This is a genomic window from Arthrobacter arnarulunnguaqae (assembly GCF_051262515.1).
Taxonomy (GTDB): domain Bacteria; phylum Actinomycetota; class Actinomycetes; order Actinomycetales; family Micrococcaceae; genus Arthrobacter_N.
Map to the genome: position 1 here is coordinate 347903 of NZ_JBIMER010000001.1, position 26293 is coordinate 374195.

22 protein-coding genes, 1 tRNA gene and 1 pseudogene are annotated in these 26293 nt (G+C 68.6%); 14 read left to right on the plus strand and 10 right to left on the minus strand.

All coding sequences use genetic code 11. The features are described 5' to 3' along the window. Positions 1-26: 26 nt before the first annotated feature. From ACHAAJ_RS01555 to ACHAAJ_RS01570, 4 genes are all read left to right on the plus strand, one after another. The gene (locus ACHAAJ_RS01555) at positions 27-818 is read left to right on the plus strand and encodes an ABC transporter ATP-binding protein (RefSeq protein ID WP_435726092.1); all 792 of its coding nucleotides are present in this window, start codon (positions 27-29) and stop codon (positions 816-818) included. Between the two features lie 42 nt (positions 819-860). Further along, complete coding sequence (locus ACHAAJ_RS01560) at positions 861-1628, plus strand: sulfite exporter TauE/SafE family protein (RefSeq protein WP_435726224.1); 768 nt, start codon at positions 861-863, stop codon at positions 1626-1628. Continuing rightward, positions 1628-2434, plus strand: coding sequence for a TrmH family RNA methyltransferase (locus tag ACHAAJ_RS01565; RefSeq protein ID WP_435726093.1), 807 nt, complete (start codon positions 1628-1630; stop codon positions 2432-2434). Before ACHAAJ_RS01560 ends, ACHAAJ_RS01565 begins: the two co-directional genes overlap by 1 nt. Before the next feature lie 134 nt (positions 2435-2568). Beyond that, complete coding sequence (locus tag ACHAAJ_RS01570; RefSeq protein ID WP_435726094.1) at positions 2569-2826, plus strand: type B 50S ribosomal protein L31; 258 nt, start codon at positions 2569-2571, stop codon at positions 2824-2826. A 132-nt stretch (positions 2827-2958) separates the two neighbouring features. Here ACHAAJ_RS01570 and pepN read toward each other — a convergent pair whose 3' ends face one another. Beyond that, positions 2959-5613: an aminopeptidase N gene (pepN, locus tag ACHAAJ_RS01575; RefSeq protein WP_435726095.1), complete on the minus strand. Its 2655-nt coding sequence runs from the start codon at positions 5611-5613 to the stop codon at positions 2959-2961. Positions 5614-5679: 66 nt separating this feature from the next. Then, complete coding sequence (locus ACHAAJ_RS01580; RefSeq protein ID WP_435726096.1) at positions 5680-6711, minus strand: YeiH family protein; 1032 nt, start codon at positions 6709-6711, stop codon at positions 5680-5682. Positions 6712-6816: 105 nt separating this feature from the next. Between ACHAAJ_RS01580 and ACHAAJ_RS01585 the strand changes: the two genes are divergently transcribed. Genes ACHAAJ_RS01585 through ACHAAJ_RS01595 form a run of 3 tightly spaced genes read left to right on the plus strand, consistent with a single transcriptional unit; the run spans position 6817 to position 10206 of the window. Beyond that, positions 6817-8382: a circularly permuted type 2 ATP-grasp protein gene (locus ACHAAJ_RS01585; protein WP_435726097.1), complete on the plus strand. Its 1566-nt coding sequence runs from the start codon at positions 6817-6819 to the stop codon at positions 8380-8382. Between the two features lie 49 nt (positions 8383-8431). After that, positions 8432-9358 (plus strand): alpha-E domain-containing protein, encoded by a 927-nt coding sequence (locus tag ACHAAJ_RS01590; RefSeq protein WP_435726098.1) that lies wholly within the window; start codon positions 8432-8434, stop codon positions 9356-9358. Beyond that, positions 9355-10206 carry a transglutaminase family protein gene (locus tag ACHAAJ_RS01595; protein WP_435726099.1) on the plus strand — a complete coding sequence of 284 codons (852 nt, stop codon included), beginning with the start codon at positions 9355-9357 and terminating at the stop codon, positions 10204-10206. Before ACHAAJ_RS01590 ends, ACHAAJ_RS01595 begins: the two co-directional genes overlap by 4 nt. Here ACHAAJ_RS01595 and ACHAAJ_RS01600 read toward each other — a convergent pair whose 3' ends face one another. Both ACHAAJ_RS01600 and glgC read right to left on the minus strand, forming a co-directional pair. Beyond that, complete coding sequence (locus ACHAAJ_RS01600; RefSeq protein WP_435726100.1) at positions 10207-11685, minus strand: SDR family NAD(P)-dependent oxidoreductase; 1479 nt, start codon at positions 11683-11685, stop codon at positions 10207-10209. Between the two features lie 32 nt (positions 11686-11717). Next, positions 11718-12959: a glucose-1-phosphate adenylyltransferase gene (gene glgC, locus ACHAAJ_RS01605; protein WP_435726101.1), complete on the minus strand. Its 1242-nt coding sequence runs from the start codon at positions 12957-12959 to the stop codon at positions 11718-11720. A gap of 100 nt (positions 12960-13059) precedes the next feature. Here glgC and glgA point away from each other — a divergent pair, with 100 nt between their 5' ends. Further along, entirely contained in the window at positions 13060-14262 is a 1203-nt protein-coding gene (gene glgA / locus ACHAAJ_RS01610) for a glycogen synthase (RefSeq protein ID WP_435726102.1), read from the plus strand. A 49-nt stretch (positions 14263-14311) separates the two neighbouring features. On the opposite strand, the gene ACHAAJ_RS01615 is transcribed toward glgA, so the two are convergent. Together ACHAAJ_RS01615 and ACHAAJ_RS01620 are read right to left on the minus strand one after the other, a co-directional pair. Continuing rightward, positions 14312-16402 (minus strand): acyl-CoA dehydrogenase family protein, encoded by a 2091-nt coding sequence (locus ACHAAJ_RS01615; RefSeq protein ID WP_435726103.1) that lies wholly within the window; start codon positions 16400-16402, stop codon positions 14312-14314. Next, on the minus strand, positions 16399-17136 hold the full coding sequence (locus ACHAAJ_RS01620; protein WP_435726104.1) for a TetR/AcrR family transcriptional regulator: 738 nt from the start codon (positions 17134-17136) through the stop codon (positions 16399-16401). Before ACHAAJ_RS01620 ends, ACHAAJ_RS01615 begins: the two co-directional genes overlap by 4 nt. Before the next feature lie 66 nt (positions 17137-17202). On the opposite strand from ACHAAJ_RS01620, the gene ACHAAJ_RS01625 reads away from it, so the two are divergent. Genes ACHAAJ_RS01625 through ACHAAJ_RS01635 form a run of 3 tightly spaced genes read left to right on the plus strand, consistent with a single transcriptional unit; the run spans position 17203 to position 20764 of the window. After that, positions 17203-18519, plus strand: coding sequence for an acetyl-CoA C-acetyltransferase (locus ACHAAJ_RS01625; protein WP_435726105.1), 1317 nt, complete (start codon positions 17203-17205; stop codon positions 18517-18519). 2 nt (positions 18520-18521) lie between these two features. Further along, positions 18522-19859, plus strand: coding sequence for a 3-oxoacyl-ACP reductase (locus ACHAAJ_RS01630; RefSeq protein ID WP_435726106.1), 1338 nt, complete (start codon positions 18522-18524; stop codon positions 19857-19859). After that, a complete protein-coding gene (locus ACHAAJ_RS01635; RefSeq protein WP_435726107.1) occupies positions 19856-20764 on the plus strand; it encodes a MaoC family dehydratase in 909 nt (302 codons plus the stop codon). The genes ACHAAJ_RS01630 and ACHAAJ_RS01635 overlap by 4 nt, the downstream gene beginning before the upstream one ends. A gap of 11 nt (positions 20765-20775) precedes the next feature. On the opposite strand, the gene ACHAAJ_RS01640 is transcribed toward ACHAAJ_RS01635, so the two are convergent. Then, complete coding sequence (locus ACHAAJ_RS01640) at positions 20776-22056, minus strand: glycosyltransferase (protein WP_435726108.1); 1281 nt, start codon at positions 22054-22056, stop codon at positions 20776-20778. Positions 22057-22294: 238 nt separating this feature from the next. On the opposite strand from ACHAAJ_RS01640, the gene ACHAAJ_RS01645 reads away from it, so the two are divergent. Further along, complete coding sequence (locus tag ACHAAJ_RS01645; protein WP_435726227.1) at positions 22295-23029, plus strand: hypothetical protein; 735 nt, start codon at positions 22295-22297, stop codon at positions 23027-23029. A gap of 38 nt (positions 23030-23067) precedes the next feature. On the opposite strand, the pseudogene ACHAAJ_RS01650 reads toward ACHAAJ_RS01645, so the two are convergent. Together ACHAAJ_RS01650 and ACHAAJ_RS01655 are read right to left on the minus strand one after the other, a co-directional pair. Beyond that, positions 23068-23811, minus strand: a pseudogene (locus ACHAAJ_RS01650) (M23 family metallopeptidase); the annotation flags it as partial. A gap of 265 nt (positions 23812-24076) precedes the next feature. Next, positions 24077-24161 (minus strand) — tRNA-Leu (locus ACHAAJ_RS01655). A gap of 157 nt (positions 24162-24318) precedes the next feature. On the opposite strand from ACHAAJ_RS01655, the gene ACHAAJ_RS01660 reads away from it, so the two are divergent. Beyond that, positions 24319-25647 carry a M20/M25/M40 family metallo-hydrolase gene (locus ACHAAJ_RS01660; protein ID WP_435726109.1) on the plus strand — a complete coding sequence of 443 codons (1329 nt, stop codon included), beginning with the start codon at positions 24319-24321 and terminating at the stop codon, positions 25645-25647. A gap of 74 nt (positions 25648-25721) precedes the next feature. Here ACHAAJ_RS01660 and ACHAAJ_RS01665 read toward each other — a convergent pair whose 3' ends face one another. Next, complete coding sequence (locus ACHAAJ_RS01665) at positions 25722-25964, minus strand: DUF5703 family protein (RefSeq protein ID WP_435726110.1); 243 nt, start codon at positions 25962-25964, stop codon at positions 25722-25724. A gap of 41 nt (positions 25965-26005) precedes the next feature. On the opposite strand from ACHAAJ_RS01665, the gene ACHAAJ_RS01670 reads away from it, so the two are divergent. Further along, the gene (locus tag ACHAAJ_RS01670; protein ID WP_435726111.1) at positions 26006-26281 is read left to right on the plus strand and encodes a hypothetical protein; all 276 of its coding nucleotides are present in this window, start codon (positions 26006-26008) and stop codon (positions 26279-26281) included. Positions 26282-26293: the final 12 nt, after the last annotated feature.

The following is a 26293-nucleotide window of genomic DNA, read 5'->3' on the forward strand; positions in this document are numbered from 1 at the left end:
GCGGCCACTGGCTTAGTGTTTTCCCCATGAGTGAAGTGCTGGGTTTCGCCGGCGTCAACGTGGTCCGTGGGCGCAAGAGGCTGTTGAAGGACGTCGACTGGCAGGTCAGGGACGGCGAACGCTGGGTGGTCCTCGGTCCAAACGGCGCCGGCAAGACCACGCTGATGCAAATCGCGGCGACGCGGATGCACCCGACGTCCGGGCTGGCCGGGATCCTGGGGGAGGTCCTCGGGGCGGTGGATGTCTTCGAACTCCGCCCGCGGATCGGGCTGTCCTCCGCGGCCCTGGCCAACCACATCCCCGAGCACGAAACGGTGCTCAACGTCGTCGTCACCGCCTCCTATGGCACCACCGGCCGATGGCGCGAGGAATACGAGCAGGTCGACGAGCGCCGCGCTTTCTCCCTCCTCCACGACTGGGGGATGTCCACCATGATCAACCGGCCGTTCGCGTCCCTAAGCGAAGGCGAGCGCAAGCGTGTCCAGATCGCCCGCGCCCTGATGACGGATCCGGAACTCCTGATTTTGGACGAGCCCGGAGCCGGTCTCGACCTCGCCGGGCGCGAGGACCTCGTCGCGCGCCTCGGTGAACTCGCGGCGGATGGCGACGCGCCCGCCATCGTCCTGGTGACGCACCACTTGGAGGAGGTGCCCCCGGGGTTCACGCACGCGCTGCTGCTGCGCGAGGGAGCCGTGGTCGCGGCAGGCCCGATCGACGAGACCCTCACCGAGGAAAACCTCGGCGCCGCCTTCGACGTGCCGCTGAAGGTGGCCTCCGAGGGTGGACGCTACAGCGCCGTCGCGCGCCCCCGCGGCTGACGCGTAGCAGCCGTGGAGTTCTGGCGCGAGGCGCTCATTCTCATGGCCGGCCTGTGGGCCGGAACAATCAACACCATTGTGGGATCCGGATCCCTGGTGACCTTCCCGGTGCTCGTGGCGCTGGGCTACGCGCCGGTGAATGCGATCATTTCCAACGCCATGGGTCTCGTGGCCGGAGGGTTCTCCGGGGCCTGGGGCTACCGCCGCGAGGCGGCAAGCGTTCCGCGCACGCTGCTCAAGCTCCTGCCGGTCTCGCTGGTGGGCGGCCTGGCGGGCGCGTTCCTCCTGCTCCATCTGCCGGAAGAGGTCTTCGGCTACGTGGCGCCGGCCCTCATTCTGGTGGCGGTGTTGCTGGTGGTGTTCCAGCCCAAGCTGTCGCTGTGGGCCAAGCGCCGGCAGGCGCTGGAGCACGTGGACCCGCACGACGCCGACGCGCAGCGACTGCCACCGGTGCTGTTCGTGCTGGTGTTCTTGATTGGCATCTACGGGGGCTATTTCACGGCGGCCCAGGGAGTCCTGCTGATGGGTGTGCTCGGCGTCTTCTTCCACGGCTCCCTGCAGCAGTCCAATGCCATCAAGGTCGTCTTGTCCCTGGCCGTTAACCTGATTGCCGCGTGCTCCTACCTGCTCTTCGCGTTCGGCCGGATCGACTGGCTGGTGGTTCTGCTGATCGCCGTCGGTTCCATGGTCGGCGGCCTGCTTGGGGCACGGATCGGACGCCGGCTGTCGCCGGTCTGGCTGCGCGGCGTGATCGTGGTCCTCGGCCTCGTCGCGCTGGCCACCATGATCGGGAAGCTGGTCAACGGCTGATGCCGATCGTCGAGCTGGAGTCCTCCGAGGATCCCCGGGTGGCCGACTACGTGCGACTGAGCGACGCGGCGCTGCGCCAGCGGACGGACCCGCAGCGCGGGCTGTACATTGCGGAGAGCTCCAAGGTACTCAGGCGGGCGCTGGCCGCCGGTCACGTCCCCCGGTCCTTTTTCCTGGCGCCGAAATGGGTCGAGGGCCTCTCCGACATCCTCGACGCGCATCCGGAGGTGCCCGCCTTCGTTGGCGCCCCCGGCGTCCTCGAGGAGATCACCGGCTTCCACCTGCACCGCGGCGCGTTGGCGGCCATGAACCGTCCCGCCCCGCTAGGCGTCGCGGACCTCCTGCGCGGTGCCCGCCGGGTGGCCGTGTTGGAGGACATCGTTGACCACACGAACCTGGGGGCCATCTTCAGGTCGGCGGCCGCCCTGGGGATCGATGCGGTGCTCATCACCCCGCTGTGCGCTGATCCGCTCTACCGGCGGTCCATCCGCGTGAGCATGGGAGCCGTCTTCCAGGTTCCGTGGGCCAGGCTCGAGTCGTGGCCCGGCGGCCTCGAACTTCTCGCGGACGCAGGGTTCACGATCGCGGCGCTGGAACTCGCGGAAGACGCCTCGACCATCGACGCCGTCGCCGATGAGGATATCGACAGGCTGGCCCTCGTTCTGGGCACCGAGGGGGCCGGCGTCTCCGGGGCCGTTCTGGGTTCGGCGGCGCGCACCGTCATGATTCCCATGCGCCCCGGAGTCGACTCCCTGAACGTGGCCGCGGCCTCCGCCGTCGCGTTCTGGGAATTGCGCGCCCGGTAGGGCGGTGGCCGCTGCGGCGACTTGGGACGCGGCAGTTCCGTGGGCTATAGTGGAAAGTCGCTTCCGTGTCGAACGGAGCGTCTTATTCCGAATGGCGGCTGGCAAAATCCAGTGGCTCGAACAAAGGTTTACGCATGAAGGCTGATACACACCCGAAGTACGCGCCGATCGTGTTCCACGATCTGGCTTCCGGCGAGAAGTACCTGACCCGTTCCACGGCGACGTCCCAGAAGACGATCGAGTGGGAGGACGGCAACACCTACCCGGTCATCGACGTCGAGATCTCCGCCGCCTCGCACCCGTTCTACACGGGCAAGCAGCGCATCATGGACTCCGCCGGCCGCGTCGAGCGCTTCAACGCACGCTTCAAGAACTTCGGCGGCAAGAAGTAGTCTTCAGGCACATGCCACAAAGGGACCCCTTCGGGGGTCCCTTTGTTGTTGGGGCGGATGTTGGCCCCAGGGGAGGGATTCCCCCGTGCCGCCCGCTTGGACGCGCGCCGACGGTCGGTGGCGGCCGCCGGACTAGTCCGCGGTAGCCGTCACCGACACCGCCTGGGCGCGCAGGGAGCGCGCCAGGTGGTCGCGCTGTTCCACCACGATGCGGCGCAGGGCCCGCGGGGCTCCGGGATGGTCTCCCAGCCACTCGTCCGCCTCCAGCACCACGGGGTGCATCGCCGGGTCTCCGCCGAGGTGGTCCTGATGGGACGGGAAGAGGCCCTGGACCACGCGCGTTGCCTGGCCGATGCTCATGGAGGACCAGATGCCGTCCAGGGCCGGCCAATACCCGGCGTAGTATCCGTCGAGCAGTTCGTGCCCGCCGATGCGGAACCCTTGGACGGTAGCGGTCAGCGCGTCGTTGGACAGGGCGAACCCGTCGGCACCCACTCCGCTCAGCGCGGTGTTCCAGGCCTCTCGCTTCACGGAGGCAACGGGCCGGGCCGCGCGGGCCAGGGCATGGCCGACGGACGCGACGGCCGTGGGCGCCTGCGTCAATTCGCCGTCGAGGGTGGCCGCGTCCACGAACCCGCGGGCCGCGCCGGCCTGCAGCAGGGCCCAGCGCAGTTCCTCGTCGACTGCCAGTCCGTGAACCGTGCGCGACCCGTCAAGCAGGCCGGCCACCAGGGAATCCGCGCCTCCGTCGCGGGCCAGCGCGGCCAGGCACCGCGCGAAGGCGACCTGCGCGTCCGAGCCCGGTTCCGCCGCCACGACCAGCTCCTGGATGCGCGCGACCGTGAGCGCGTGTTCCCGGCCGCGCAGGCTGGGGGCGCAGTAGTCGAGCACCGCCGCGCGCATTTGGTCCAGCAGCAGTTGCAGGACACCCGCCTCACGCACCGAATGAGCCATTCTCCGGACGGCGTCCAGGAACCGGGGTGCGGGCAGGACGCCGTCGCGGACCATGTTCCACAGGGAAGCCCATGCCGTCGCGCGCGCGAGCGGCTCGTCGAGGGTGTCCAGGTGGCCGAGGAGGGTGGCGAGTGAGACGTCGTCGAAGCGAACCTTGGCGTAGGTGAGGTCCGCGTCGTTGGGAAGGACCAGCGCCGGGCGGCGGCCGCCCACCAGCTGCTGCAGCTCCGTGCGGGCGCCGGCGACCTCCACGTTGAAGGACTCCGTCCGGAGGAGCGCGCCCCCTCGCAGGTCGAAAACCCCGAGCCGCATCACGTGGGGCCGCATCGTCTGACGTCCGGTGGCCGGGTCCTCGGACGCCTGGGTCAGAAATGCGGACGTGACCGTCCCGGCGTCGTCCTGAACCAGCTCGACGGCGAGTTCGGGCACTCCCGCGCTCTCCAGCCAGGCCGCGGACCAGGCCCGCATGTCATGGCCGGACGCGGCTTCCAACTCGTCGAGGAAGTCGGCCAGGGTCGTGTTCCCGAAGGCGTGCCGGCGGAAGTAGGAGCGCACCGCCGCGGTGAAATCCGCGCGGCCCACGTAGGCCACCAGTTGCTTGAGCACGGAGGCGCCCTTGGCGTACGTGATGCCGTCGAAGTTCTGCCTCGCGGCCTCGAGGTCGGGGATGTCCGCGACGATCGGGTGCGTGGTGGGAAGCTGGTCCTGCACGTACGCCCAGGCCTTCCGACGGTTCGCGAAGGTCACCCATGCGGTCTCGTGGGCCGTTGCCTCGTCCACGGCGAGGGTGCCCATGTAGTCCGCGAAGGATTCCTTCAGCCACAGGTCGTCCCACCAGCGCATGGTGACGAGGTCGCCGAACCACATGTGGGCCATCTCGTGCATCAGCGTGTTGGCGCGCGCCTCGAACTGGGCTTCCGTGGCGCGGGAGGTGAAGACGTAGGACTCGGTGAACGTGACCAGTCCGGGGTTTTCCATGGCGCCCAGGTTGTACTCCGGCACAAAGGCCTGGTCGTATTTGCCCCAGGGATACGGGTAGTCGAACATCTCGTGGAAGAAGTCCAACCCGCGTTTGGTGGTGCCGAAGAGGGCGTCGGCATCGAAGTGCGGCGCGAGGGAGGCCCGGCAGGCCAACCCGAGGGGGACCTCCACCACCGTTCCGTCGGAGGTGCGCCCGGTCCAGTGGTCGGAGACGTAATGGTAGGGGCCGGCCATAAGCGCCGTGATGTAGGTGGACATGCGTGCCGTCGGAACGAATCGCCACGTCGCCGTGCCGTCGCCGTGGTCGTCCCTCCGCGCCACCCGCGAGTTGGACGCCACGTGCCATGCGGCCGGCGCGGTCACCGAGAACGTGAACTCCGCCTTGAGGTCGGGCTGTTCGAAGTTCGCGAAGACCCGGCGCGCGTCCGCCGGCTCGTACTGCGTGTAGAGGTATGTCTCCCCGTCGGCCGGGTCGACGTAGCGGTGCATGCCCTCGCCGCTGGTGCTGTAGAGCGCCGTGCCGAGGACGACGGCGGTGTTCTCGGCCGCCAGCGAGTCGAGGAGCACGCGGGAACCGACGACGGCGTCGGTCGGGGCCAGCTCGCGTCCGTTCAGGACCACGCTTTCGACGCCGTCGTGGATGAAGTCAAGGAATGTGGAGGCGCCGGGCTCCGCAGTGAAACGCACCGTCGTCTGGGAACGGTAGCCGGAGACGGAGGGGTCGCGGGCGTCGGCGAGGTTCAGTTCGACGTCGTAGGCCAGCACGGAGACGATGCGCGCGCGCGTGGCGGCCTCCTCGCGTCCGAGGTTTTGGTTGCTGGTTTGAACATGTCCCCCAAGTTCGTCTTCCACCCGCCCATTAAAGCATGAAATGAGTGTTTTAGATCACAGTTGGGGGAATCCGGTACGGGGGCCGCCTCAATCGGCGAGAAGTAGAGCGGCCGCCAGGCCTGCGGCCCCGACGATGAACCAGGCGGAGAGGGCGGCTGCCGTCGCGCGCCCGGCGTTGCGGAACAAGACCCGGAGGTTGATCGCGTAGCCGAGCCCGACGAGGGCGGCGCCGAGCAGGGCCTCCTGCGCCGCGCGCGCCGCATCCAGCAGGCCCTCGGGCGCCCAGCCCGTCGAACGGAGGGCGACCATGGCCGCGAAGCCCACCACGAACAGCGGCACCAGCGGTACGCGCTCGCCTCCGGGCACCTCCCCGGACCGACGCGCCGCCAGGCCGCCGCAGAGCGTCACGGGCGCCAGGGCCAGGACCCGGACCAGCTTGACGACGACGGCGGCGCCCAGGGCCGCCGACCCGGCCGTCTGTGCCGTGGCGACCACCTGACCGACGTCGTGCACCGATGCGCCGACCCAGTGGCCGAACTCCACCGGGCCGAGCAACAAGAGCGAGTTCAGGGCGGGAAGCAGCGGGATGGCCAGGGTGCCGCAGAGGGTGACCAGGGCCAGCGGGACAGCGGCATCGCGCTGCGTCCCTCGCGCGTGGGCCATGGCGCCGATCGCGCTGGCGCCGCAGATCGAGAAGCCGGCGGCGAGGAGGACGGGCTGGTCGCCCGGCAGGCGGAAGAGGCGGGCCATCGCCCAGGTGCCGGCGAAGGCGGCGACGACGACCCCCAGTACCGCGGCCACCCCGCCCCACCCGAGGGCCGCAACGTCAGACACCACCAGTTGCAGGCCCAGCAGCACGATCCCGGCGCGCATCAGCCGCTGCGCGGCGAATCCCATTCCGGGAGCGAGCCCGCGCCGCAGGACTCGGCCCCCGGCCGGCAGGGGAACGTTCGAGGCCAGCACCCCCAGCGCAACGCACACCGTGAGCGCCGGCATCCACGGGAAAACGCCGTGTGCGAGGAAAGCCAGGGTTACGGCGACACCCGCGGCCAAGATGCCGGGTGCGACGGCCGCGAGGGGCCGCCGGCCGGGCCGGGACGGGCGGGGAGTGGACGGCATTCTGGACTTTCCGAGGTGGGTGGTGCGGGCGGCAGGCACAATGCCTCATCCGAATTGACCGTCTTTGGATGCGCCGGGTGCCCGTGGCATGACAAGGTTGAGCCTATGTCAGATCTATTTGAGGACTACGCGGCGGCGCAGGGCCGCTCCGCGGCGTTCGACGAGATGTTCCGCCGCGACCACGGTGTGCGCGAGGTATACGGGCAGGTGTCGGCCGCGCTGGGCCGCCTCACGCCGTCCGACGTCGCGGCGCGCGCCGACTCCATGGCCAGCACCTTCCTGGACCGCGGTGTCACGTTCGACTTCGCGGGGGAGGAGCGGCCGTTTCCGCTGGACATCGTCCCGCGGGTGATCTCCGGCGCGGACTGGGACATCCTCGAGCGCGGGGTGAAGCAACGCGTCCTGGCGCTGGAGGCGTTCCTCGACGACGTCTACGACAAGATGAACGTGGTGGCCGACGGGGTCATCCCGCGGCGGCTTGTCACCTCCAGCGCCCACTTCCACCGCCAGGTCCACGGCTTCCGGCCGGACGGCGGAGTCCGCGTCCACGTCTCCGGCATCGACGTCGTCCGGGACCAGGAAGGGACCTTCCGCGTCCTCGAGGACAACGTCCGCGTCCCCTCCGGCGTCTCCTACGTCATGGAGAACCGGCGGGCCATGGCCAAGGGCCTTCCCGAGGCCTTCGGCCAGCAGAACATCCGCGGCGTCGACGAGTATCCGCGGCGCCTCCTCTCCGCGCTGCACAAGACCGCGCCCGGCGGCGTCGACGATCCGAACGTGGTGGTCCTCACCCCTGGTGTCTTCAACAGCGCGTACTTCGAGCACACTCTGCTGGCGGGCTTCATGGGAGTGGAACTCGTCGAGGGACGCGACCTCGTGTGCCGCGGGAACCGCGTGTACATGCGCACGACCGAGGGCGAGCAGCGCGTCGACGTCATCTACAAGCGGATCGACGACGAGTTCCTGGATCCGCAGCAGTTCCGCGCCGACTCGGTGCTCGGTTGTCCCGGCATCGTCAACGCCGCGCGCGCCGGGAACGTGACCATCGCGAACGCGGTGGGCAACGGCGTCGCCGACGACAAGCTGGTCTACAGCTACGTTCCGGACCTGATCCGCTACTACTTGCACGAGGACCCGATCATCCCGAACGTGGACACCTTCCGGCTAGAGGAAAAGGAGGCCCGCGAGGAGGTTCTGGACCGCTTGGAGGAACTGGTGGTCAAGCCCGTGGACGGCTCCGGCGGCAAGGGTCTGGTCATCGGTCCGGACGCGAGCCGCGAGGAACTCGACGCGCTGCGTGTGCGGGTGCTCAATGATCCGCGGGGTTGGATCGCGCAGCCCGTGCTGCAGCTGTCCACGGTGCCGACCATGGCGGGCGACCGCTTCAGCCCCCGGCACGTGGACCTGCGCCCCTTCGCGGTGAACGACGGCGAGGACGTCTGGGTCCTGCCCGGCGGCCTGACCCGGGTGGCGCTCAAGGAGGGTTCCCTGATCGTCAACTCGTCCCAGGGCGGAGGATCGAAGGATACTTGGGTCGTTGACGAGTCCTCGCCCGCAAAGCGACCGGCGGCGTCGCCGGAGGCGGCGGCCTCGCGGCGCCGCAGGAACGTCTGGCCGATCGAGGTGGGCAAGCGCGACGCCGCCCCGGGAGAGCAGCAGGAGCAGCAGTGACCGCCACGTACGGAACATCCATCCACCGCGTCATGAACGGGAGACCAGCATGCTGAGCCGCATCGCGGAATCACTCTTCTGGATCGGTCGCTACATAGAGCGCGCAGACGGAACCGCGCGCATCCTCGACGTCCACCTGGAGCGGCTGAACCAGATGCCGCTCGCCGAGCAGCGCACCGCCTCGCAGGAACTGCTTGCGGTCATGGGCGTGCGCTCCGACGGCGAGGACTTCGACCTGGCCGACCTGCTCCACCACATGGCCTACGACCGGGCCAACGCGGCGTCGATCGCCGGCGCCCTTGGCGCGGCGCGGGAAAACGCGCGCCGCGCGCGAGAGACCGTCTCGTCGGCACTCTGGGAGACGTTGAACGCCACCTGGTACGGACTGGGCCAGCACCGCAAGGACGTCGTCGGGACCTTCCGGTTCTGCCACTGGGTGCTCGAGCGCACGGCCATGGTGCGCGGCTCGGCCGACACGACCATGAGCAAGGACGAGTCGTGGAACTTCCTGATGCTGGGCCGCTCGCTGGAGAAGGCCGACATGACCGCGCGGATGCTCTCCACCGCAGACGCCCAGGCTTCCGGGCTGTCGTGGGTGAACATGCTCCGGTGCGCGGGTGCCTATGAGTCGTTCCTGCGGACCGAGCGCGCGGCCTTCGGCGAAAAGTCCGCCGCCGAGTTCCTCCTTCTGGACCGCCTGTTTCCGCGCTCCATCGTCTACTCCCTGACCGAGGCCGAGGAGTGCCTGAAACGGCTGGATCCCTCCAGCCAGCGCATGGGGTTCCACAGCGATGCGCGCCGGATTGTCGGCCAGGCACGGTCGTTCCTCGAGTTCCACCAGTCCGAGGACCTGCTGCTGGAATTGCCGGAGCACATGGAACGCGTGCAGAAGGCCTGCGCCCAGACCTCGGACGCCATCAGCCGCAAGTACTTTTCGCGGGCCGTAGACACCGCATGGGTAGGAGAGATGTCATGACACGACTCAAGATCCACCACCGCACCCGCTACGACTACTCCGGTCGGGTCGCGCTGTCCTACAACGAGGCGCGCATGTCTCCGCTGACGGACGCGCAGCAGGTGGTGCTGGAGAGTACCGTCTCGGTCCTGCCGTCGGTGGCCGTTCCCGCGAACCACCGGGACTACTGGGGAACGCGCGTCACGTCCTTCGACATGGCCAGCACCCACGACTATCTCCAGGTCGACGCCGAGGCAACGGTCGAGGTGCACCGCACCGAGCGCCCGTCCGGACCCGACGCGATCGTCTCGTGGGACGTCGTCGACGATCAGGACGCCATGGACGACTACGCAGACTGGCTTCCGCAGTCCAGGCTCAGCGAGCCCGGCAGCGAGGTTCGGGACGCCGTGGCCGGCTTCCGCGACCTGAGGACGCCGCACGAGGCCGCGCAGGCCGTGTTGGCCTGGATCCGCGGCACCATGGAATACGTGCCGGGAGTCACCGGCGTGCACTTCAACGCGGAGGACGCGTGGCGCGAGCGGCGCGGAGTTTGCCAGGACCTGGCGCATCTGGCCCTCGGCGCGTTGCGCGCACTGGGGATCCCGGCCCGCTACGTGTCCGGATACATCCATCCCCGGCCCGATGCCGCGATCGGGGAGACGATTGCCGGACAGTCGCACGCGTGGATCGAATGGTGGGACGGGGAATGGCGCTCGTGGGATCCCACGAACCACAAGCCCGCCGGGGACCTCCACGTTTCCGTGGCGCGCGGCAGGGACTATCGCGACGTCAGCCCGCTGCAGGGCATCCAGGCTGGCGGGGGCGACGCCACCCTGACCGTGAGCGTGCTGGTCACGCGGGTCGCCTAGCTACCATTCGGAGGGCCGGTAGTCCTTGATGAAGCAGCCGTAGAGGTCCACCCCGCGCTCGCCCTCGACGATGGGCTGGTAGACGCGCGCCGCGCCGTCGACGAGATCCAAGGGCGCGTGCCAGCCCTCCGCGGCGTGCCGGATCTTGGAGTCGTGCGGGCGCTCGTCGGTGATCCAACCGGTGTCCACGGCCGTCATGAGGATGCCGTCAGTCTGGAAGAGCTCCTCGGCCGAAGTCCGCGTGAGCATGTTCAGGGATGCCTTCGCCATGTTGGTGTGCGGGTGTCCGGCGCCCTTGTACCGGCGGGAGAACTGGCCCTCCATGGCGGACACGTTGACCACGTACTTGCGGCGCGACCGCGCGGCGGCCAGGGCGGGCCTCAGCCGACTGGCGAGCAGGAAGGGGGCCGTGACGTTGCACAGCTGGACCTCCAGGAGCTCGAGCGCCTCCACCTCTCCGAGTGTCTGGGTCCAGCTGTTTTCACTCACGAGGTCCGGAACGAGTCCGCCGGCATCGATGGCGGTGCCGGCGGCGATACGCTCCAGCGAGGCCGAGCCGGCCGTCATCGCAAGTTCGGCGAGCCTCGCCGGATCCACGGACCGCGACGTGTCCATGGTTCCGGACGCCAGGTCGAAGGCGGCGGCCAACGCCTGGGGATGCGCCTCGGGGGCATGGCCGGCGCCCCAGACCTGGGGTCCGCCACGCGAGGGGTTCAGCGACTCGGACAACGGAACCGACTCGGCCTCGATCAGGTGCCGGTATGCGTTGCCCGAGCGCCGGACGGTCTGGGCGGCGTTGTTGATCAGGATGTCGAGCGGCCCCTCCGCGACCATCCGCTCGGCCAGAGAGACCACCTGCGACGGGTCCCGGAGATCGATCCCGACGATCCGCAGGCGGTGCAGCCAGTCGCCGCTATCGGGCAGCGCCGCGAACCTGCGGGCGGCGTCCCGGGGGAACCTGGTGGTGATGGTGGTGTGTGCCCCGTCGCGCAGGAGCCGAAGCGCGATGTGCATGCCGATCTTTGCCCTGCCCCCGGTCAGCAGCGCTGTCCGGCCCGTCAGATCGGCCCGCGCCTCGCGCCAGTGCCGGCCATCCGCGGCGCAGTCGGGACAAAGCAGATGGTGGAACGCGTCCACCCGGGTGAAAGCCTGCTTGCAGACGTAGCACTTGCGCGGTTGGCGGTATTCGCCGGCCGTTGCCCCCTCGGCCGAAGAGGCCAAGGGCAGCCCTTCGGTTTCGTCGTCCAACCGGTCCGCGGCGCCCGTGGCGGTCCGCTCCATCGTCAGACGGTCGGCCTCCAGTTCCTCGAGCCGTGCCGTGGTCCGGCGGTGCTTCTTCACCGCCTTGAACATCTTGCCCGTGGCGTGCCGGACGGCGACGAAACGCTCGTCGTCGTCCGGCAGGACATGGACGGCGGCGAGGACGCGCAGGCAGGCCTGCAGGTCCTCCGTGGAGAAGGTGTTCTGGGCATCAGTCATGACCCGAGAACTCTACCGCCAGGCGCGCCGGACTATGGCATGACGACTTGGCCCTTGCTCAGGACCGTGATGCCGGACTCGGTCACGGTGAATCCCCGTTCCCGGTCGCGGGCCGGATCGACGCCGATCTCCGCCCCGTCCGGTACCACCACGTTCTTGTCGATGATCGCCCGGTCGATGCGCGCACCCTCGCCGACCACCACGTTGTCCAGGAGCACGGAGCCGCTGACGTGGGCGCCGTTGCCCAGCCGGACATCCGTGGACAGCACGGAGTTTTCGACCCGGGCGCCGGAAATCAGGACACCCGCGGCGAGGATGGAATCGTGGGCTTCGCCGTGGCTCCCGTCCGCGGCCCGCACCAGCTTCGCCGGCGGCGAGGTGGTCTGCCGGGTGAACAGCGGCCAGTCCTTGTTGTACAGGTTGAACTGAGGTATCGGCGCGATGAGATCCATGTGCGCGTCGTAGTAGGAGTCCAGGGTCCCCACGTCGCGCCAGTAGCGTCCCGCCCCGTGGTCCTCGCCGGGAACGGGATTGGCCGAAAAGTCGTAGACGCCGCAGTCGCCCCGCTCCACGAAATGCGGAACGATGTCCCCGCCCATGTCGTGCTTGGTGTCCTGGCGCGAGTGGTCTTCCTCGAGAGCCGCGATGAGCGCGTCGGTGTTGAAGATGTAGTTGCCCATGGACGCCAGGAAGTTGCCCGGGTCGTCCGGCAGGCCGGGTGTGGTGGCGGGCTTCTCGACGAAGGCGCCGATACGGTCCGGACGCGTGGGGTCGACCTCGATGACGCCGAACTGGTTGGCGAGCTCCAGGGGCTGGCGGACAGCGGCCACGGATGCTGAAACGCCGGCCTTGATGTGTGCCTCCAGCATGTCGGAGAAGTCCATGCGGTAGACGTGGTCGGCGCCCACGACCACGACGTAGTCCGGCTTTGCGTCGTGGATCAGGTTGAGGGACTGGTAGATGGCATTGGCCGACCCCAGGAACCAGTCCTTGCCGAGCCGCTGCTGGGCGGGGACGGAAGCAACGTAGTTGTCGAGCAGCACGGACATGCGCCAGGTTTCCGAGATGTGCCGGTCGAGGCTGTGCGATTTGTACTGCGTCAGCACCACGACCTTGCGGTACCCGGAGTTCACGACATTCGACAGGGCGAAATCGATGAGCCGGTAGCTTCCGGCGAACGGAACGGCGGGCTTGGCTCGATCCGCGGTGAGGGGCATCAGTCGCTTGCCTTCCCCACCGGCCAGAACAACGGCTAGGACCTTCTTCGTCGGCATGCAGGCTCCCTCGGGTTTGTTGCCGGGCCATACCGCCCGGCCGCGATATCACTACAGTGTCACACTATGTGACGGCCGCCGCAGGGACTACGTTGGCAGAGTGAGAATCGACATTATTACCAAAGAATTCCCCCCGACCATCTACGGGGGCGCCGGAGTCCACGTAGCCGAACTCGGCCGTGTCCTGGCTCCCATGGTTGATCTGCGCATCCACGCGTTCGGGGAGCCGCGGCCCGCGGACTACCACGGCGCCACGGTCTCCAGCTACGCCGCCCCGGCGGAATTGGCCGATGCCAACCCTGCCGTCCAGACGCTGGGCACGGACCTGGGCATCGTCGAGAACCTCGCCGGCGCCGATGTGGTGCATTCGCACACCTGGTACGCGAACATGGCCGGCCATCTGGGTTCGTTGTTGCACGGTGTGCCGCATGTCGTCAGCGCGCATTCCCTGGAGCCCCTGCGGCCGTGGAAGGCCGAGCAGCTCGGTGGCGGCTACGCGCTGAGCTCCTGGGCCGAATCCACCGCCTACCACTCCGCCGCCGCGATCATCGCGGTGTCCGACGGGATGCGCCAGGATATTCTCCGTTCCTACCCGGAGGTGGATCCAGCACGTGTGCACGTGGTGCACAACGGGATCGATGTCGAGACCTGGAACACGGACCCCGGAACCGATGCGCTGGCCGGCCTGGGAATAGATCCCGATCGACGGTCGGTGACGTTCGTCGGGCGCATCACGCGGCAAAAGGGCGTCCCCTATCTGTTGCGCGCGGCTGCGCACCTGCCGGAGGAAGTCCAACTGGTCCTCTGCGCGGGCGCGGCGGACACGCCCGAGCTCGCGGCGGAGGTCGCCGAGCTGATCGAGGGGCTGAGGGCGACCCGCACCGGCGTCGTGGTCATCGAACGCATGCTGCCCCGCGCCGAACTGACCCAGGTCCTGGCGCACGCGACCGTGTTCGCGTGCCCGTCGGTCTACGAACCGCTCGGCATCGTCAACCTGGAGGCCATGGCCTGCGGTACCGCCGTGGTGGCAAGCGCAACCGGAGGGATTCCGGAGGTCGTCGTCGACGGTGAAACCGGCTACCTGGTGCCGCTGGAGCAGGTCACCGATGGCACGGGTACGCCGCTGGACCCCGAGGGGTTCGTGCGTTCGTTCGCGGACGCGTTGAACCGCGCATTGGAGGATCCCGCGCGGGCGCGCGCCATGGGGCTGGCCGGCCGCGAGCGCGCGGCGGAGCATTTCAGCTGGGAGGCCATCGCGGAGAAGACCCTCGAGGTTTACCGGGCTGCCGTAGCGGGCCGCTGACGGGCGGATCGCGCCACCGAACCGGCGGGTGGCGCGATCCGGCACGGGGCTATCCGACGGCGATGTTCCCCGCAGCCGCCCGGGCGGCCTTCCCCTCCGCCTTTTGCCGAGCCACCAGGACCTTCTCGTCCATCGGCGCGTCGGAGGAGGCGCGTTCGCGGCGTTTGTGCTCCATGGCCTCGGCCTGGCGCTCGCCCTCGATACCGGTGGCGATCTCGGCCCGGAGGTGCTCCGGCCGGTATCCGAACGCGTCCACCAGGTCCTGGGCGTGTGGGCGCAGCCGGGCCAGGAGGCGGTTGATGTAGGGGCCGAGGGTCCGGGCGCGTTGGTTGGAGAGGCGTCCATGCATTAGGTACCACGACAGGTTGGATTCGATCAGGCCAAGCCCGAACAGGTCCCGAACCCACACCAGCACGGACTTCGTGCCGGGATCCTCGACCTTTTCCACGCCGCGCGTGAAGGCCTCCCAGAGCAGCAACTCCGCGTGTGACCTCGCGGCCTCGATCACCTCGTGCTGATGTTCGTTGAAAACCGCGGCCGCGGCCTCCGGAGGCAGCTTGGCGGCGCCACGCATCTGGTCCGCGACTTCCCCGACCATGGTGCGGACGCGGTCGGTCAACAGGTCACGCTGCGTGTCCGCATCCTTGAGGAAGTTGGCCGAGCGCTTCTCGGATCCCGTGTCCGCCCAGGTCTGCGCGAGCTGGCGCAGGCCGGAACGGTTGAGTGCCACGTGCTCCGCCCGGCGCACCACATAGCGCGCCAGCACGCCCGCGTCGAGGTGGCGGAATTCCTGGGCGTAGTCCGCCAGCAGGCGTTTGGCGACCAACTGCAGGAGCACGTTGTTGTCGCCCTCGAAGGTGGCATACACATCCAGGTCGGCGCGTAGCGACGTAAAGCGGTTCTTCGTCAGGAACCCGGCCCCACCGCAGGCCTCCCGGCACTCCTGCAGGATGTCCAGGGCGTGCCACGTCGACGTCGGCTTGAGGGCCGCCGCCAGCGTCTCCAGGTCCTGGCGGTCCGCGTCCGTGTCGCTCGCGCCGGAGAACACGTCGTCGAATTTCTCCAGGAGTTCCTCGTGTGCGAACGACATCGCGTACGTCGTGGCGATCCGGGTGATCAGGCGCCGCTGGTGGCGCTGGTAGTCCATCAGCACCTCCTCCGTGGTCGTGGAGGAGGCGTTGAACTGGCGGCGTTCGTTGCCGTACCCGACGGCGATCTGCAGGGCCACCTTGCTGGCCGCGACGGCTGCGCCGTCCAGGGAGACGCGGCCCTGCACGAGCGTTCCCAGCATGGTGAAGAACCGGCGGCCGGGGCTGCCGATGGGGGAGGAGTAGGTCCCGTCCTCCGCCACGTCACCGTACCGGTTGAGCAGGTTCGTGCGGGGAATGCGGACGTGCGTGAAGTGCAGCCGGCCGTTGTCGATGCCATTCAGGCCGCCCTTGAGCCCGTCGTCTTCCCCGCCGATGCCCGGCAGGAATCCGTCGTCGTCCCGGATGGGAACGTAGAAGGCGTGGACTCCGCGGTTGACGCCGCAGCTGATCAGCTGCGCGAACACGACTGCGGCGCGGCCGTGGAGGGCCGCGTTGCCGAGGTAGTCCTTCCACGCGGCCCGGAAGGGGGTGTGGATGACGAACTCGCCGGCGGTCTCGTCGTACGTGGCCGTGGTGGCGATGCTGGCGACGTCCGAACCGTGGCCGATCTCGGTCATGGCGAAGGCACCCGGGATATCCATGGACATGATGCCCGGCAACCACCTGTCCTGGTGCTCCTCGGTGCCCAGATGCACAACGGCGGAACCGAAGAGGCCCCACTGCACGCCCGCTTTGATCTGCAGCGAGGGATCGGCGACCACCATCTCCTCGAAGTTGGCGACGTTGCCGCCGTGGTTGTCCTCGCCGCCGAGACGCTTGGGCAGGGACCGCGAGACCGCATTGGCTTCGACGAGGAGGTGCAGCTGGCCCAAAACCCGTTCCCGGTGCTGGTCCATGCCGAGTCCCTCGACGCGTTGGAACTCCGGACGGGCCGCCAGATCGCGTGCCTGCCTGCGGATGTCGGCCCACTTGCCCAAGAGCTGTTCGCCGAGCGCGGCGACATCGACCCCCGGATTGGCGGTGGTGGAGGTTGGTGTTTCCTGAGTCACTGCGGTGGCCTTTCGTGGCTGTGGACTGAAGGTGTGCTAGCCGGCGCGTCCTCGGTGCGGCGTGCGATGCCGCGGACGAGCCAGCCGGTGATGGTTTCGGAGATTTCCTCCTGCGATGGTTTCAACGGGCCGTCGGGCAACGTGAGCCACGACTCGCCTGCGGCCCGCACCATTCCGAGGGCTGCGCGTGGCCATAGATCCAGGGCCGCGTTGTCTTCGGCAGGGGATCCGCGGTCTTCGGCGTAGGCGTGCAGCCGTTCGCCCATCATGGTGGTGATGTCCTCGAAGAAATGGTGGAGCGGCCCGGGTTCGGTTCCGGTGGACTCCGGTGCCCCCAGTGAATCGGTGGAGGAGGTCACAAAGAAGTAGACATTGGGAGAGGTCTGCGCCATGTGCAGATAGGCGCCGACCATGGCCCGCAGGCTTTCTTCCTCGTTGGTGGCGCGGCGGGCGGCGTCGATCATCTTCGATTGCATTTGGCTGATGACCACCTCGCCGACGGCGCGGCGCAAGCCGTTCTTGTCCCCGAAGTACCGGTAGAAAACGGACTTGCTGGTTCCGGCGGCTGCGGCCACGTCCTCCATGGAGGCGTCCGCTCCGAGCCGATGGATGGCCCGGCGGGCGACGCTGACCAACTCGAGGCGCCGGGACTCGCGGTGGGCGTCCCACCGCGCGGAACGGCCGTCGCCGGGGGCCGTCGCGGGGTCTGCGATTGGACGCGTCGAATTGTTCACGATACTGAGCGTATCAGGTACGCTTGGTATCGGTAACCCACGTCACACGACATCCAGGAGTAGTCCATGGCAACGAACCCCAGTCCCGGCGCCAATGCCGGAACCGTCCGTCCCGCCGTAGTGATCGGCGGGAACCGCATCCCGTTTGCCCGATCGAACGGAAAGTACGCGCTGGCATCAAACCAGGACATGCTCACCGCGGCCCTCGACGGACTCGTGGCCCGGTTCGGACTACAGGGGCAACGCGTCGGCGCCGTGGCGGCAGGCGCCGTCCTCAAGCATTCGAAGGACTTCAATCTGGTGCGCGAAGCGGTTATGGGTACCGCACTGTCTCCGCACACCCCGGCCTACGACGTTCAGATGGCCTGCGCCACCGGCATGGAGGCCATCGGCTCACTGGCGAATAAGATCCGGCTTGGCCAGCTTGAATCCGCGATCGGCGGCGGGGTGGACACGACCTCGGACGCGCCCATCGCCGTCAGCGAGGGACTGCGCTCGGTCTTGCTGGAGCTGTCGCGGGCCAAGACCCTGCAGGGGCGCCTCGCCGCGGTCGCGAAACTACGCCCGAGGGACCTTGCGCCCAACGCGCCGGGCACAGGCGAGCCGCGGACGGGCCTGTCCATGGGCGATCACCAGTCGCGCACGACCGCGGCATGGGGAATCACCCGCGAGGCACAGGACGCGTTGGCGCTGGCTAGCCACCGGAACCTGGCCGCGGCCTACGACAGGCACTTCTTCGACGACCTCGTGACGCCGTTCAGGGGAGTCGCCCGCGACAACAACCTCCGCGCGGACACCACGCCGGAAAAGTTGGCCTCACTCAAGCCTGCATTCGGCAGGGGCCTGGGGGAGGCCGCCACCATGACCGCGGGCAATTCCACCCCCCTGACCGACGGCGCGTCCACCGTCTTGCTCGGTTCAGAGGAGTTCGCGCGGGAGAACGACCTGCCCATGCTGGCCAACTTCGTGGACTTCGAATCCGCGGCGGTCGACTTCGTGCACGGCGGGGAAGGGTTGCTGATGGCCCCCGCCTACGCCGTACCGCGGCTCCTTCAGCGCAACGGACTGACGCTCCAGGACTTCGACTTCTATGAGATCCACGAGGCGTTCGCCGGTACCGTGCTTTCCACGTTGGCCGCATGGGAGGACCCGGACTTCTGCCGCAACAAGCTCGGTCTCGACGCGCCGCTGGGGGCCATCGACCGCTCGCGGCTGAACGTCAACGGCTCCTCGCTGGCCGCCGGCCACCCGTTCGCCGCGACCGGCGGCAGGATCGTCGCGACACTGGCGAAACTCCTGCACGAGAAAGGCAGCGGACGGGGTTTGATCTCCGTGTGCGCAGCCGGCGGCCAAGGTGTTGTCGCAATCCTGGAGGCGCGCTGACCATGGCGGACAGCTACTTGAAATTGGTCAACACGGGACTCAGCAAGGAGCTTGCCAAAGCGCTTGGCCTGCCCCGTCCCGCCACACTTCGCCGCAACACGCCGGACGCCCCCTTGGTGCCGGGACCCGTGGTGCTCCTCGGTGCAGGCAAGGCAGCGTTCCATCTCGCGGAAACCATGCTCGGTTGGGGACTGGACGTCCGCCGCCACGACACGGGGTCCGATGGGATCGGAGCCATCGTCCTCGCATTGGACGCCGTCGAGGAACCCGCGGATTTGGCGGAGGCCGCGCTGGAGACCGGGGGAGCATTGCGCCACCTGCTGCCCGGCGGGCGGGTGGTCATCGTCTCCCGCCCGCCGGCGGTGGGCGATGCCCCGGAACTGGCTGCGGCCCGGCAGGGCGTGACCGGCCTGCTGCGTTCGCTCGGACGCGAGTTGCGCGGCGGGGCCACCGCCAACGGGATCCAGCTTGCGGAGGGCCTCGGCGCCGATGCTCCGTCCGCCGTGGCGGCCCTGCGCTTTCTCCTGTCGGGGCGCAGCGCCTACGTCGATGGACAATCCCTTCGCATCGACTCCACGCGTGGAACCCTGCCGGCATCGTGGGACGTTCCCTTGGCGGGGAAGGTCGCCGTGGTCACGGGCGCGGCCCGAGGGATCGGCGCCGCTATCGCGCGCACCCTGCGCCGCGACGGAGCGACAGTGGTCGTGGTCGATGTCCCCGCGGCGGGAGACGCACTCGCCGGAGTCGCCAACGAAGTGGGGGGCACCGCACTGCAGGTCGATGTCACCCGGTCCGACGCGGCGGAGGTCATCGTGTCCCACGCCGTCGGACGACACGGGCGCCTGGACATCGTGGTGCACAACGCGGGCATCACGCGGGACAAGCTGCTGGCCAACATGGACCGCGGAAAGTGGGAATCCGTCCTGGCCGTGAACATCGAGTCCCAGTTGCGCATGAACCGGGGCTTCCTCGATGCTCGCTTGACGGGACTGCGGATCGTGTCGTTGGCCTCCACCAGCGGGATTGCGGGGAACCGCGGCCAGACGAACTACGCGGCGTCCAAGGCCGGCGTCATCGGGATGGTGGCCGCCACGGCTCCGTTGCTGACCGGTGGGACGGCAGGCATCAACGCAGTCGCACCCGGATTCATCGAGACCGAGATGACGGCGAAGATACCCGTCGCAACCCGGGCGGTCGCACGTCTGCTGATGCCGTCCCTGATGCAGGGCGGACTCCCGGTGGACGTCGCCGAAGCCGTAGCGTTCCTGTCCTCCGACTCCGCGGCCGGCATCAACGGCCAGACCCTTCGCGTCTGCGGGCAAAGCCTGGTGGGGGCTTGAGCCGCCGGACGGTAGCGCTGGATTCGGTTCCCGGGTTGGGCGGGCTCTATGCCTCCGCCGCGGCCAGCCACCTCGGGTCGGTTGTCCGGCCGGGACGGGCGCAGGGTCCGATGCGGTTGCCGGACCTGGAGTACGGGGTCCAGGGCGTCCGCGCGGATCCGCGGCGTCTGCACGCCTACCAAAGGATGATGGGGGACACGTTGCGGGACGCGTTGCCGAGTGTTTTTGTGCACGGCATGGTGTTTCCCGTGGCGATGACGGTCCTCGCCGACCGTGCCTTTCCGCTACCCCTGCTGGGCATGATCCATCTCGCCAACGAGACCGAGCACCTGCGGGCCATCGGTGCCGACGAGACGCTGGCCGTCCGTGCCTGGGCCGAGAACCTTCGTCCGCACCATGCGGGGACCATGGTCGATCTGGTGTCCGAAGCTTCCGTTTCCGAGGATCTTGTGTGGCGCGGGGTTTCCACGTATTTGGCGAAGGGCATCTGGAACGGAGCCCGTCCGATGCGGCCGGCCCGGGAGGACCCCGCCGCGGAGGGACCGGCCACGGGGGTGTGGCGGCTCGGCGCGGACACCGGACGTCGGTTTGCTGGCGTCCTGGGGGACTACAACCCCATACATCTGGGCTTGGCGCCGGCACGGGCCCTGGGCATGCGGCGCCACATCGCGCACGGGATGTACCTGGCGGGGCGGGCGCTGGCCGCCACGGCGCCGCACGACGGCGGGCACGCCTGGTCGGTCGCGTTCGAATCCCCCGTGTCCCTTCCTGGGACCGTCCGGCTTCGGGTGGAAACGAGAGGAGCCGAAAAGCGTTTCGCGGGTTGGACGGCGGATTCCACGCGCAGGCACTTCTCGGGCTCGGTCAGGCCCTACCACGGAGCAGGGGCCGGCGAAAGCGGGTAAGGCGGGCGGGGCTAGGCGGTTCCGAGCGCCCGTGCGTAGGAAGCGAGCGCGGCCTCGGTGGTCCGGGACCAGCTGAAGCCCGCGGCGTGCCGCGCGGCGGCGGCGCCCCACCACACGAGACGGTTGGGCTGCTCCGCCAGCTGCTCCAGGGCATCGGCCCACCGTCGCGGCTCGAGGCCGCGGACGAGGAGCCCCGTTTCGCCGTCGCGGACCGTGTGCGGCAGGCCGCCGACGTCGTGCGCCAGGACGGGCGTTCCGCAGGCTTGTGCCTCCATGGCGACCAGGCCGAAGGACTCGCTATACGAGGGGACGGCGACGACGTCGGCGCCGCGAAACCAGGCGGCTAGCTCATCGGCGGGGACGGGCGGCAGGAGGAGCACGCTGCCCTGCACGCCTTCCTCGGCGACCAGACGGTGGAGATCAAGTTCGGTAACGCCGCTAAGGGATCCCAGGACAGTGAGTTCGAAGGAGAGGTCGGGTCGGCTGCGGGCCAACAGCCCTAGGGCGCGGATCAGGATGTGCGGGCCCTTGAGCTTCTGGATCCGGCCGGCAAACAGCAGCCGTAGCGGGGGTGTTCCCGCACCGGTGGCCGGCGTGGCGAATCCGGTCCAGCGGGACGGTCCGTCCGGGCGGAAGACGGCGAGGTCGACGCCCGGGGGCACCATGTCGATGCGGGCGCTTTCGGCGCCGTAGTGTGACACGAGTTCTCCCATTTCCGCGGGCGTGTTGGCGGTCAACCGCCTGGACTCGAGCACCAAGCGGGATTCCGCCTGGACGCGCCGGTCCGGTTCGTCCGCGTCGGCGTGGTGTTCGCGCTTGACCTTTCCCATGGTGTGCATGGTGTGGACCAGCGGGACGCCCCAATCGTGCGCCAGTTCGAGCCCGGCCAATCCCGACATCCAGTAATGGCTGTGCAACAGATCGAAGCGACCCGAACAGCAATCGTTGATGGCCGCGACGATCTCCGGCAGATGGCGGGGAAGTTTTTCCTTGGACAGCGGGCCCCGGGGGCCGGCGGCGATGTGGTGGACCGTGACGCCGTCGCTTAGGTGGACCGTGCCGGTGCCGTCCACGGCGCGGGTGAAGATATCCACGTGTACCCCATAGGTGGAGAGCTCGGCCGAGAGCTGGCGGACGTAGACGTTCATTCCGCCGGCGTCGCCCGTGCCCGGCTGGGACAACGGGGACGTGTGCAGCGAGAGCATAGCCACGCGCAATGCGGCGTCGGCGCCGTTCCCCGGTGCGGAGCGCTTACCCCGGGCCGATGCGTCGTGCGGGCGCTGGGTGCTCAATGGGACACGGGCTTCCTCGAGGCGGGCCGGCGGTAGCCGGGTCATGACCCTAGAAGATTAGCCCCGCGCGTCAGGAGCCGCCAGTCAGGCCATGGACGCGCACCTAGACGTGGTCCCGGAGACCCGGCAGTGGTGGCGGCCCTTCCGCGTGTGGCAACCCGCCTCTGACCGTCCTCACCCTGGCGCGATCTAGGGGAGGACGGCGGCAGCGGCGGCGCCGGTCGGTTCGGCTGCGCCCGTGGACTCCGTCGTTGCCACGGGGCCGCAGTCCACGGGGTCGGCCGTGATTACCGCGTCGGCTTCAGTCGCGGGGGGCTCGCAGGGTGGTTCGGGAGATGCCGGGAGGGAAACCGAGGGGGTCGCTGACACCACTGGGATCGGCGATGCCGCGGGCGCTGTCGATTCGGTCACGGGCAGCGGCGTCGGACTGGTTGGCGGCGGCGTGCTCGATATCGGAGACGGGTCGGGGACGGGGGGCGACGGAGACGGGTCGGGCGCCGGAGTGGACGGTGGTGAGGCTGGGGTCGGCGCCGGTGTTGCATTCGCCGGCGGCGAGGACTGGGCCGGGGTGGCCGTCGAAGGCGGCGAGGATGGGCTGTCCGGCGCGGGGGAGGATGGGCCCGGCGAGGAGGGAGTCGGGGGCTCGCTGCTCGGCGAGGGGGTGGGCTTCGGTGACGGCGTGGGCTTCGGCGTTGCCTGGGGCGTGGCCGGCGGCGTGGACGTCCGGGGCGAGGGATCGCGCGGTGTGCTCGGATCCGCGTGGGAGGACGTGCCGGCGGGCGACTGGGTTGCCGAAGGCGCGGGGCCGGCGGTCGCCGGGGACGCCGAAGCAACGGGTCGGCGATCGCTGGCCGGGGCCAGAGTGGATTTATCCGTCGACGCACGATGGGTAGAACCGGCCGCAATGGCGTCGGGTTGTCTTTGGGCCGCCTGGATATCCCCCAGCTCGACGGGGGAAAGCGGTCGCGGCTGACCCGGTACCACCGGGAGATAGAGGGCGGGATCAGTCCATTTGCCGTTCAGGTACACCTCGAAGTGAACGTGGCAGCCGGTGGAGTTTCCGGTGGTGCCCGAGAGCGCGATGAGTGAGCCTTGGGAGACCTTGCCGCCCACCCTGGCCACCAAAAGCGAGTTATGGCTGTAGGCGGTCTGGACACCTGAACCGTGGTCGATGGTGATTCTGTATCCGGAGTGGCCGGCCCATGCCGACTGCAGCACGGTTCCGGCTTCCGCCGCACGAACGGGCATCCCGCAGGGGATGGCATAGTCCTGCCCAATGTGGATCTGGTGGCCGGGGCCAGTGGGGTTTTTGCGCCAGCCGAACGGACTGGTGATGTTCCGGCTGGACACCGGGTGGGCCAATTGGAGTTTTCCGGGCAGCCCCGCGTTGGCTCCAACCAGTGCCAGCCGATCCACTGCCCGTACGACGCTTTCGCCGTCGGCCGCGCTGCCGTCGCGGTTGACCTCCAGGCCGCTGGGCCGTTCCCAGACGCTTGACTGCCGTGCGACGACACCCGCCGGCGGCAGGTATCCGGGCATGGCGGATGTGCCCACGACGACGGCCGACACTGCGGCGGCCAAGGAGGTCCCCTGGCCGGCGACCATCGCTTGGCCACGAACTGCCGGCAATCCGCCGGCGGCCGGAGTCGACCCCACGATCAGTGCCGCGGCGGTGGCTGTGGCAAGCCAACGCCAGGTCAATAAAACATTGCCGCGGCTAACCCCAGTTCGCCGCAGGCTCCCCTGCTTTGTCATTTTGTTCCCCTAAGTTTCCGGCGGTCCCCAAAATTCATTTCCGCCGGAATGACAGCTGCGTTGCCCTTACGGTACAGGCGGCCGGGGAGTCGGTCTAGGGTCTGCGCGAGGACACTTTGTCCGCGGTCAAGGCCCTATTCACCCACAAGTCCAAGGTGTTGTGTAACCATGTACTAACCTTGGGATTTGTGGGTCGGGGCCGCATCGGGCGCGCGAACGCCAAAAAGGCCCCGATCGGATTGCTCCGATCAGGGCCTCTTCATCGTGCGCGAGGGGGGACTTGAACCCCCACCCACTATCCGTGGACTAGCACCTCAAGCTAGCGCGTCTGCCTATTCCGCCACCCGCGCAGGTGATAGCTTTCGCCTGGATCAGATGCTCCGGGGAGCTTCACAACCGGCGAAAGCGGCGAGTAAGACTCTAACACGGGCGGGGTGCCAATCCCAATTCCGCCCTTCCCTCGGCCCCGATAGTCTGGTTGCACTAGTACTAGCGGAAGGTGCAGCCATGACGGAAGAACAGATGAACGGCACGCAAGGGGCACGGGCGTCCGATGAGGTCGTGGACATTTGCCGCGACCTCATCCGCTTCGACACCTCCAACTTCGGCGGCAACGACAGCCGCGGCGAGCGCGATGCCGCCGAGTATGTCGCGGGTCTCATGGGGGAGAGCGGATTGGAGCCGCGCATCTTCGAATCCTCGCCCGGCCGTGCCAGTGTGGTCGCCCGCATGGCCGGGACGGATCCGTCGCTTCCGGCGTTGGTGGTCCACGGCCACCTCGACGTGGTTCCCGCGCTCAAGGAGGACTGGAGCGTGGATCCCTTCGCCGCGGAGGTCAAGGACGGCATGATTTGGGGCCGCGGGGCGGTTGACATGAAGGACATGGACGCCATGATCCTGGCGGTCCAACGCCAGATGCACCGGGAAGGGACTCGTCCGCGCCGCGATATGGTCTTCGCGTTCTTCGCCGACGAAGAAGCCGGCGGGGACTATGGGGCCTCGTGGCTGGTCGACAAGCATCCCGAACTCTTCGAGGGGGCCTCCGAAGCGATCAGCGAGGTGGGGGGCTTCTCGTCGACGGTCGGTGGACAGCGCGCGTACTTCCTCCAGACGGCGGAGAAGGGGATCGCGTGGCTCAAGCTGGCCGCCTCGGGGCGCGCCGGCCACGGGTCGCAGATGAACGACGACAATGCCGTGACGCGTCTGGCCGAGGCCGTGGGCCGCATCGGCCGCCACGAGTGGCCGATCGAGTACACGAAGACGACCCGTGCGTTCCTCGAGGGTGTCTCGGAGCTGACCGGCGTCGAATTCACCGAGGACGATCCCGAAGCATTGCTTGATGAATTGGGCACCGTCGCGCGATTCGTGGGGGCCACCTTGCGGAACACCTCCAACCCCACGATGCTGAAGGCCGGATACAAGCACAACGTGATCCCCGGCGGTGCCGAGGCGCTGATCGACTGCCGAACGCTGCCCGGCCGCGATGAACTGGTCATGGAGACCCTCCGCGAGTTGGCGGGCTCGGGGATCGACATCACCAAGATCCACACGGACACGGCGCTCGAAGTCCCTTTCGCCGGAAACCTGGTGGACAACATGGTGGATTCGCTGAAGGCGGAGGATCCCGACGCCGTCGTCCTGCCCTACATGCTCTCCGGCGGGACGGACAACAAGTCCCTGTCCAGGCTCGGCATCACCGGGTACGGATTCGCCCCCCTGCGGCTCCCCGCCGATCTCGATTTCACCGGAATGTTCCATGGCGTCGACGAGCGGGTCCCGACCGATTCGCTGCAGTTCGGCACACGCGTTCTGCACCGTCTGCTCACGACGTATTAGGAGGCGCGCAGGCGGAGGGGCACGCCCGACGTGGACCGAGGGAACGGGATGGCGCCGCCCGACTGGCCCGGAGGCTACAGCAGTGGTGGAAGCGTGCGCTCGACCCGCATGAGTCGGCGTCGCAGCCAGACGCGTCGCCTGCCTCCGACGTAGACGAGGCTCCGACGCAACTCCCACTTGCCGTATTCCGCGTGCTCGGTCAGGGTGCGGCGGGCCTCGGAGAGGCTCTGCCCCGGAAGGAATGTCATGACGAGGTACTCGAAGCCCCCTGAGGGGTCTCGATGCAGTTCCGGGTTCGCAGTGGTTTTTTCCATCATGTCCTGTCCATTGTGCCCATTCAGCGGGTAGCGTCTAGTCCATGAGCACTGATCCACGCATTGCGTTGCAGGCCCTGGTATCCGCATTCGAGGAGCACCTGTCCGCCGTCTCCTCCCGACGCGGCAATTCGGACCCGGCCGTGGAAACCGCGTTCTACGGGATCTCGGATGCCTTCGAGGAGTACGAGGACGCGCTCTACGAGTCCTACGGCGAAGTGACGCCGCTGGAGCTCTACGACGACGAGGACGACGAGACGGAAGACGCCGGCGGCGCCGGTGACGGATCGAAGGACCGGGAAACATCCATCGACGCATGATGCGTCTCACGC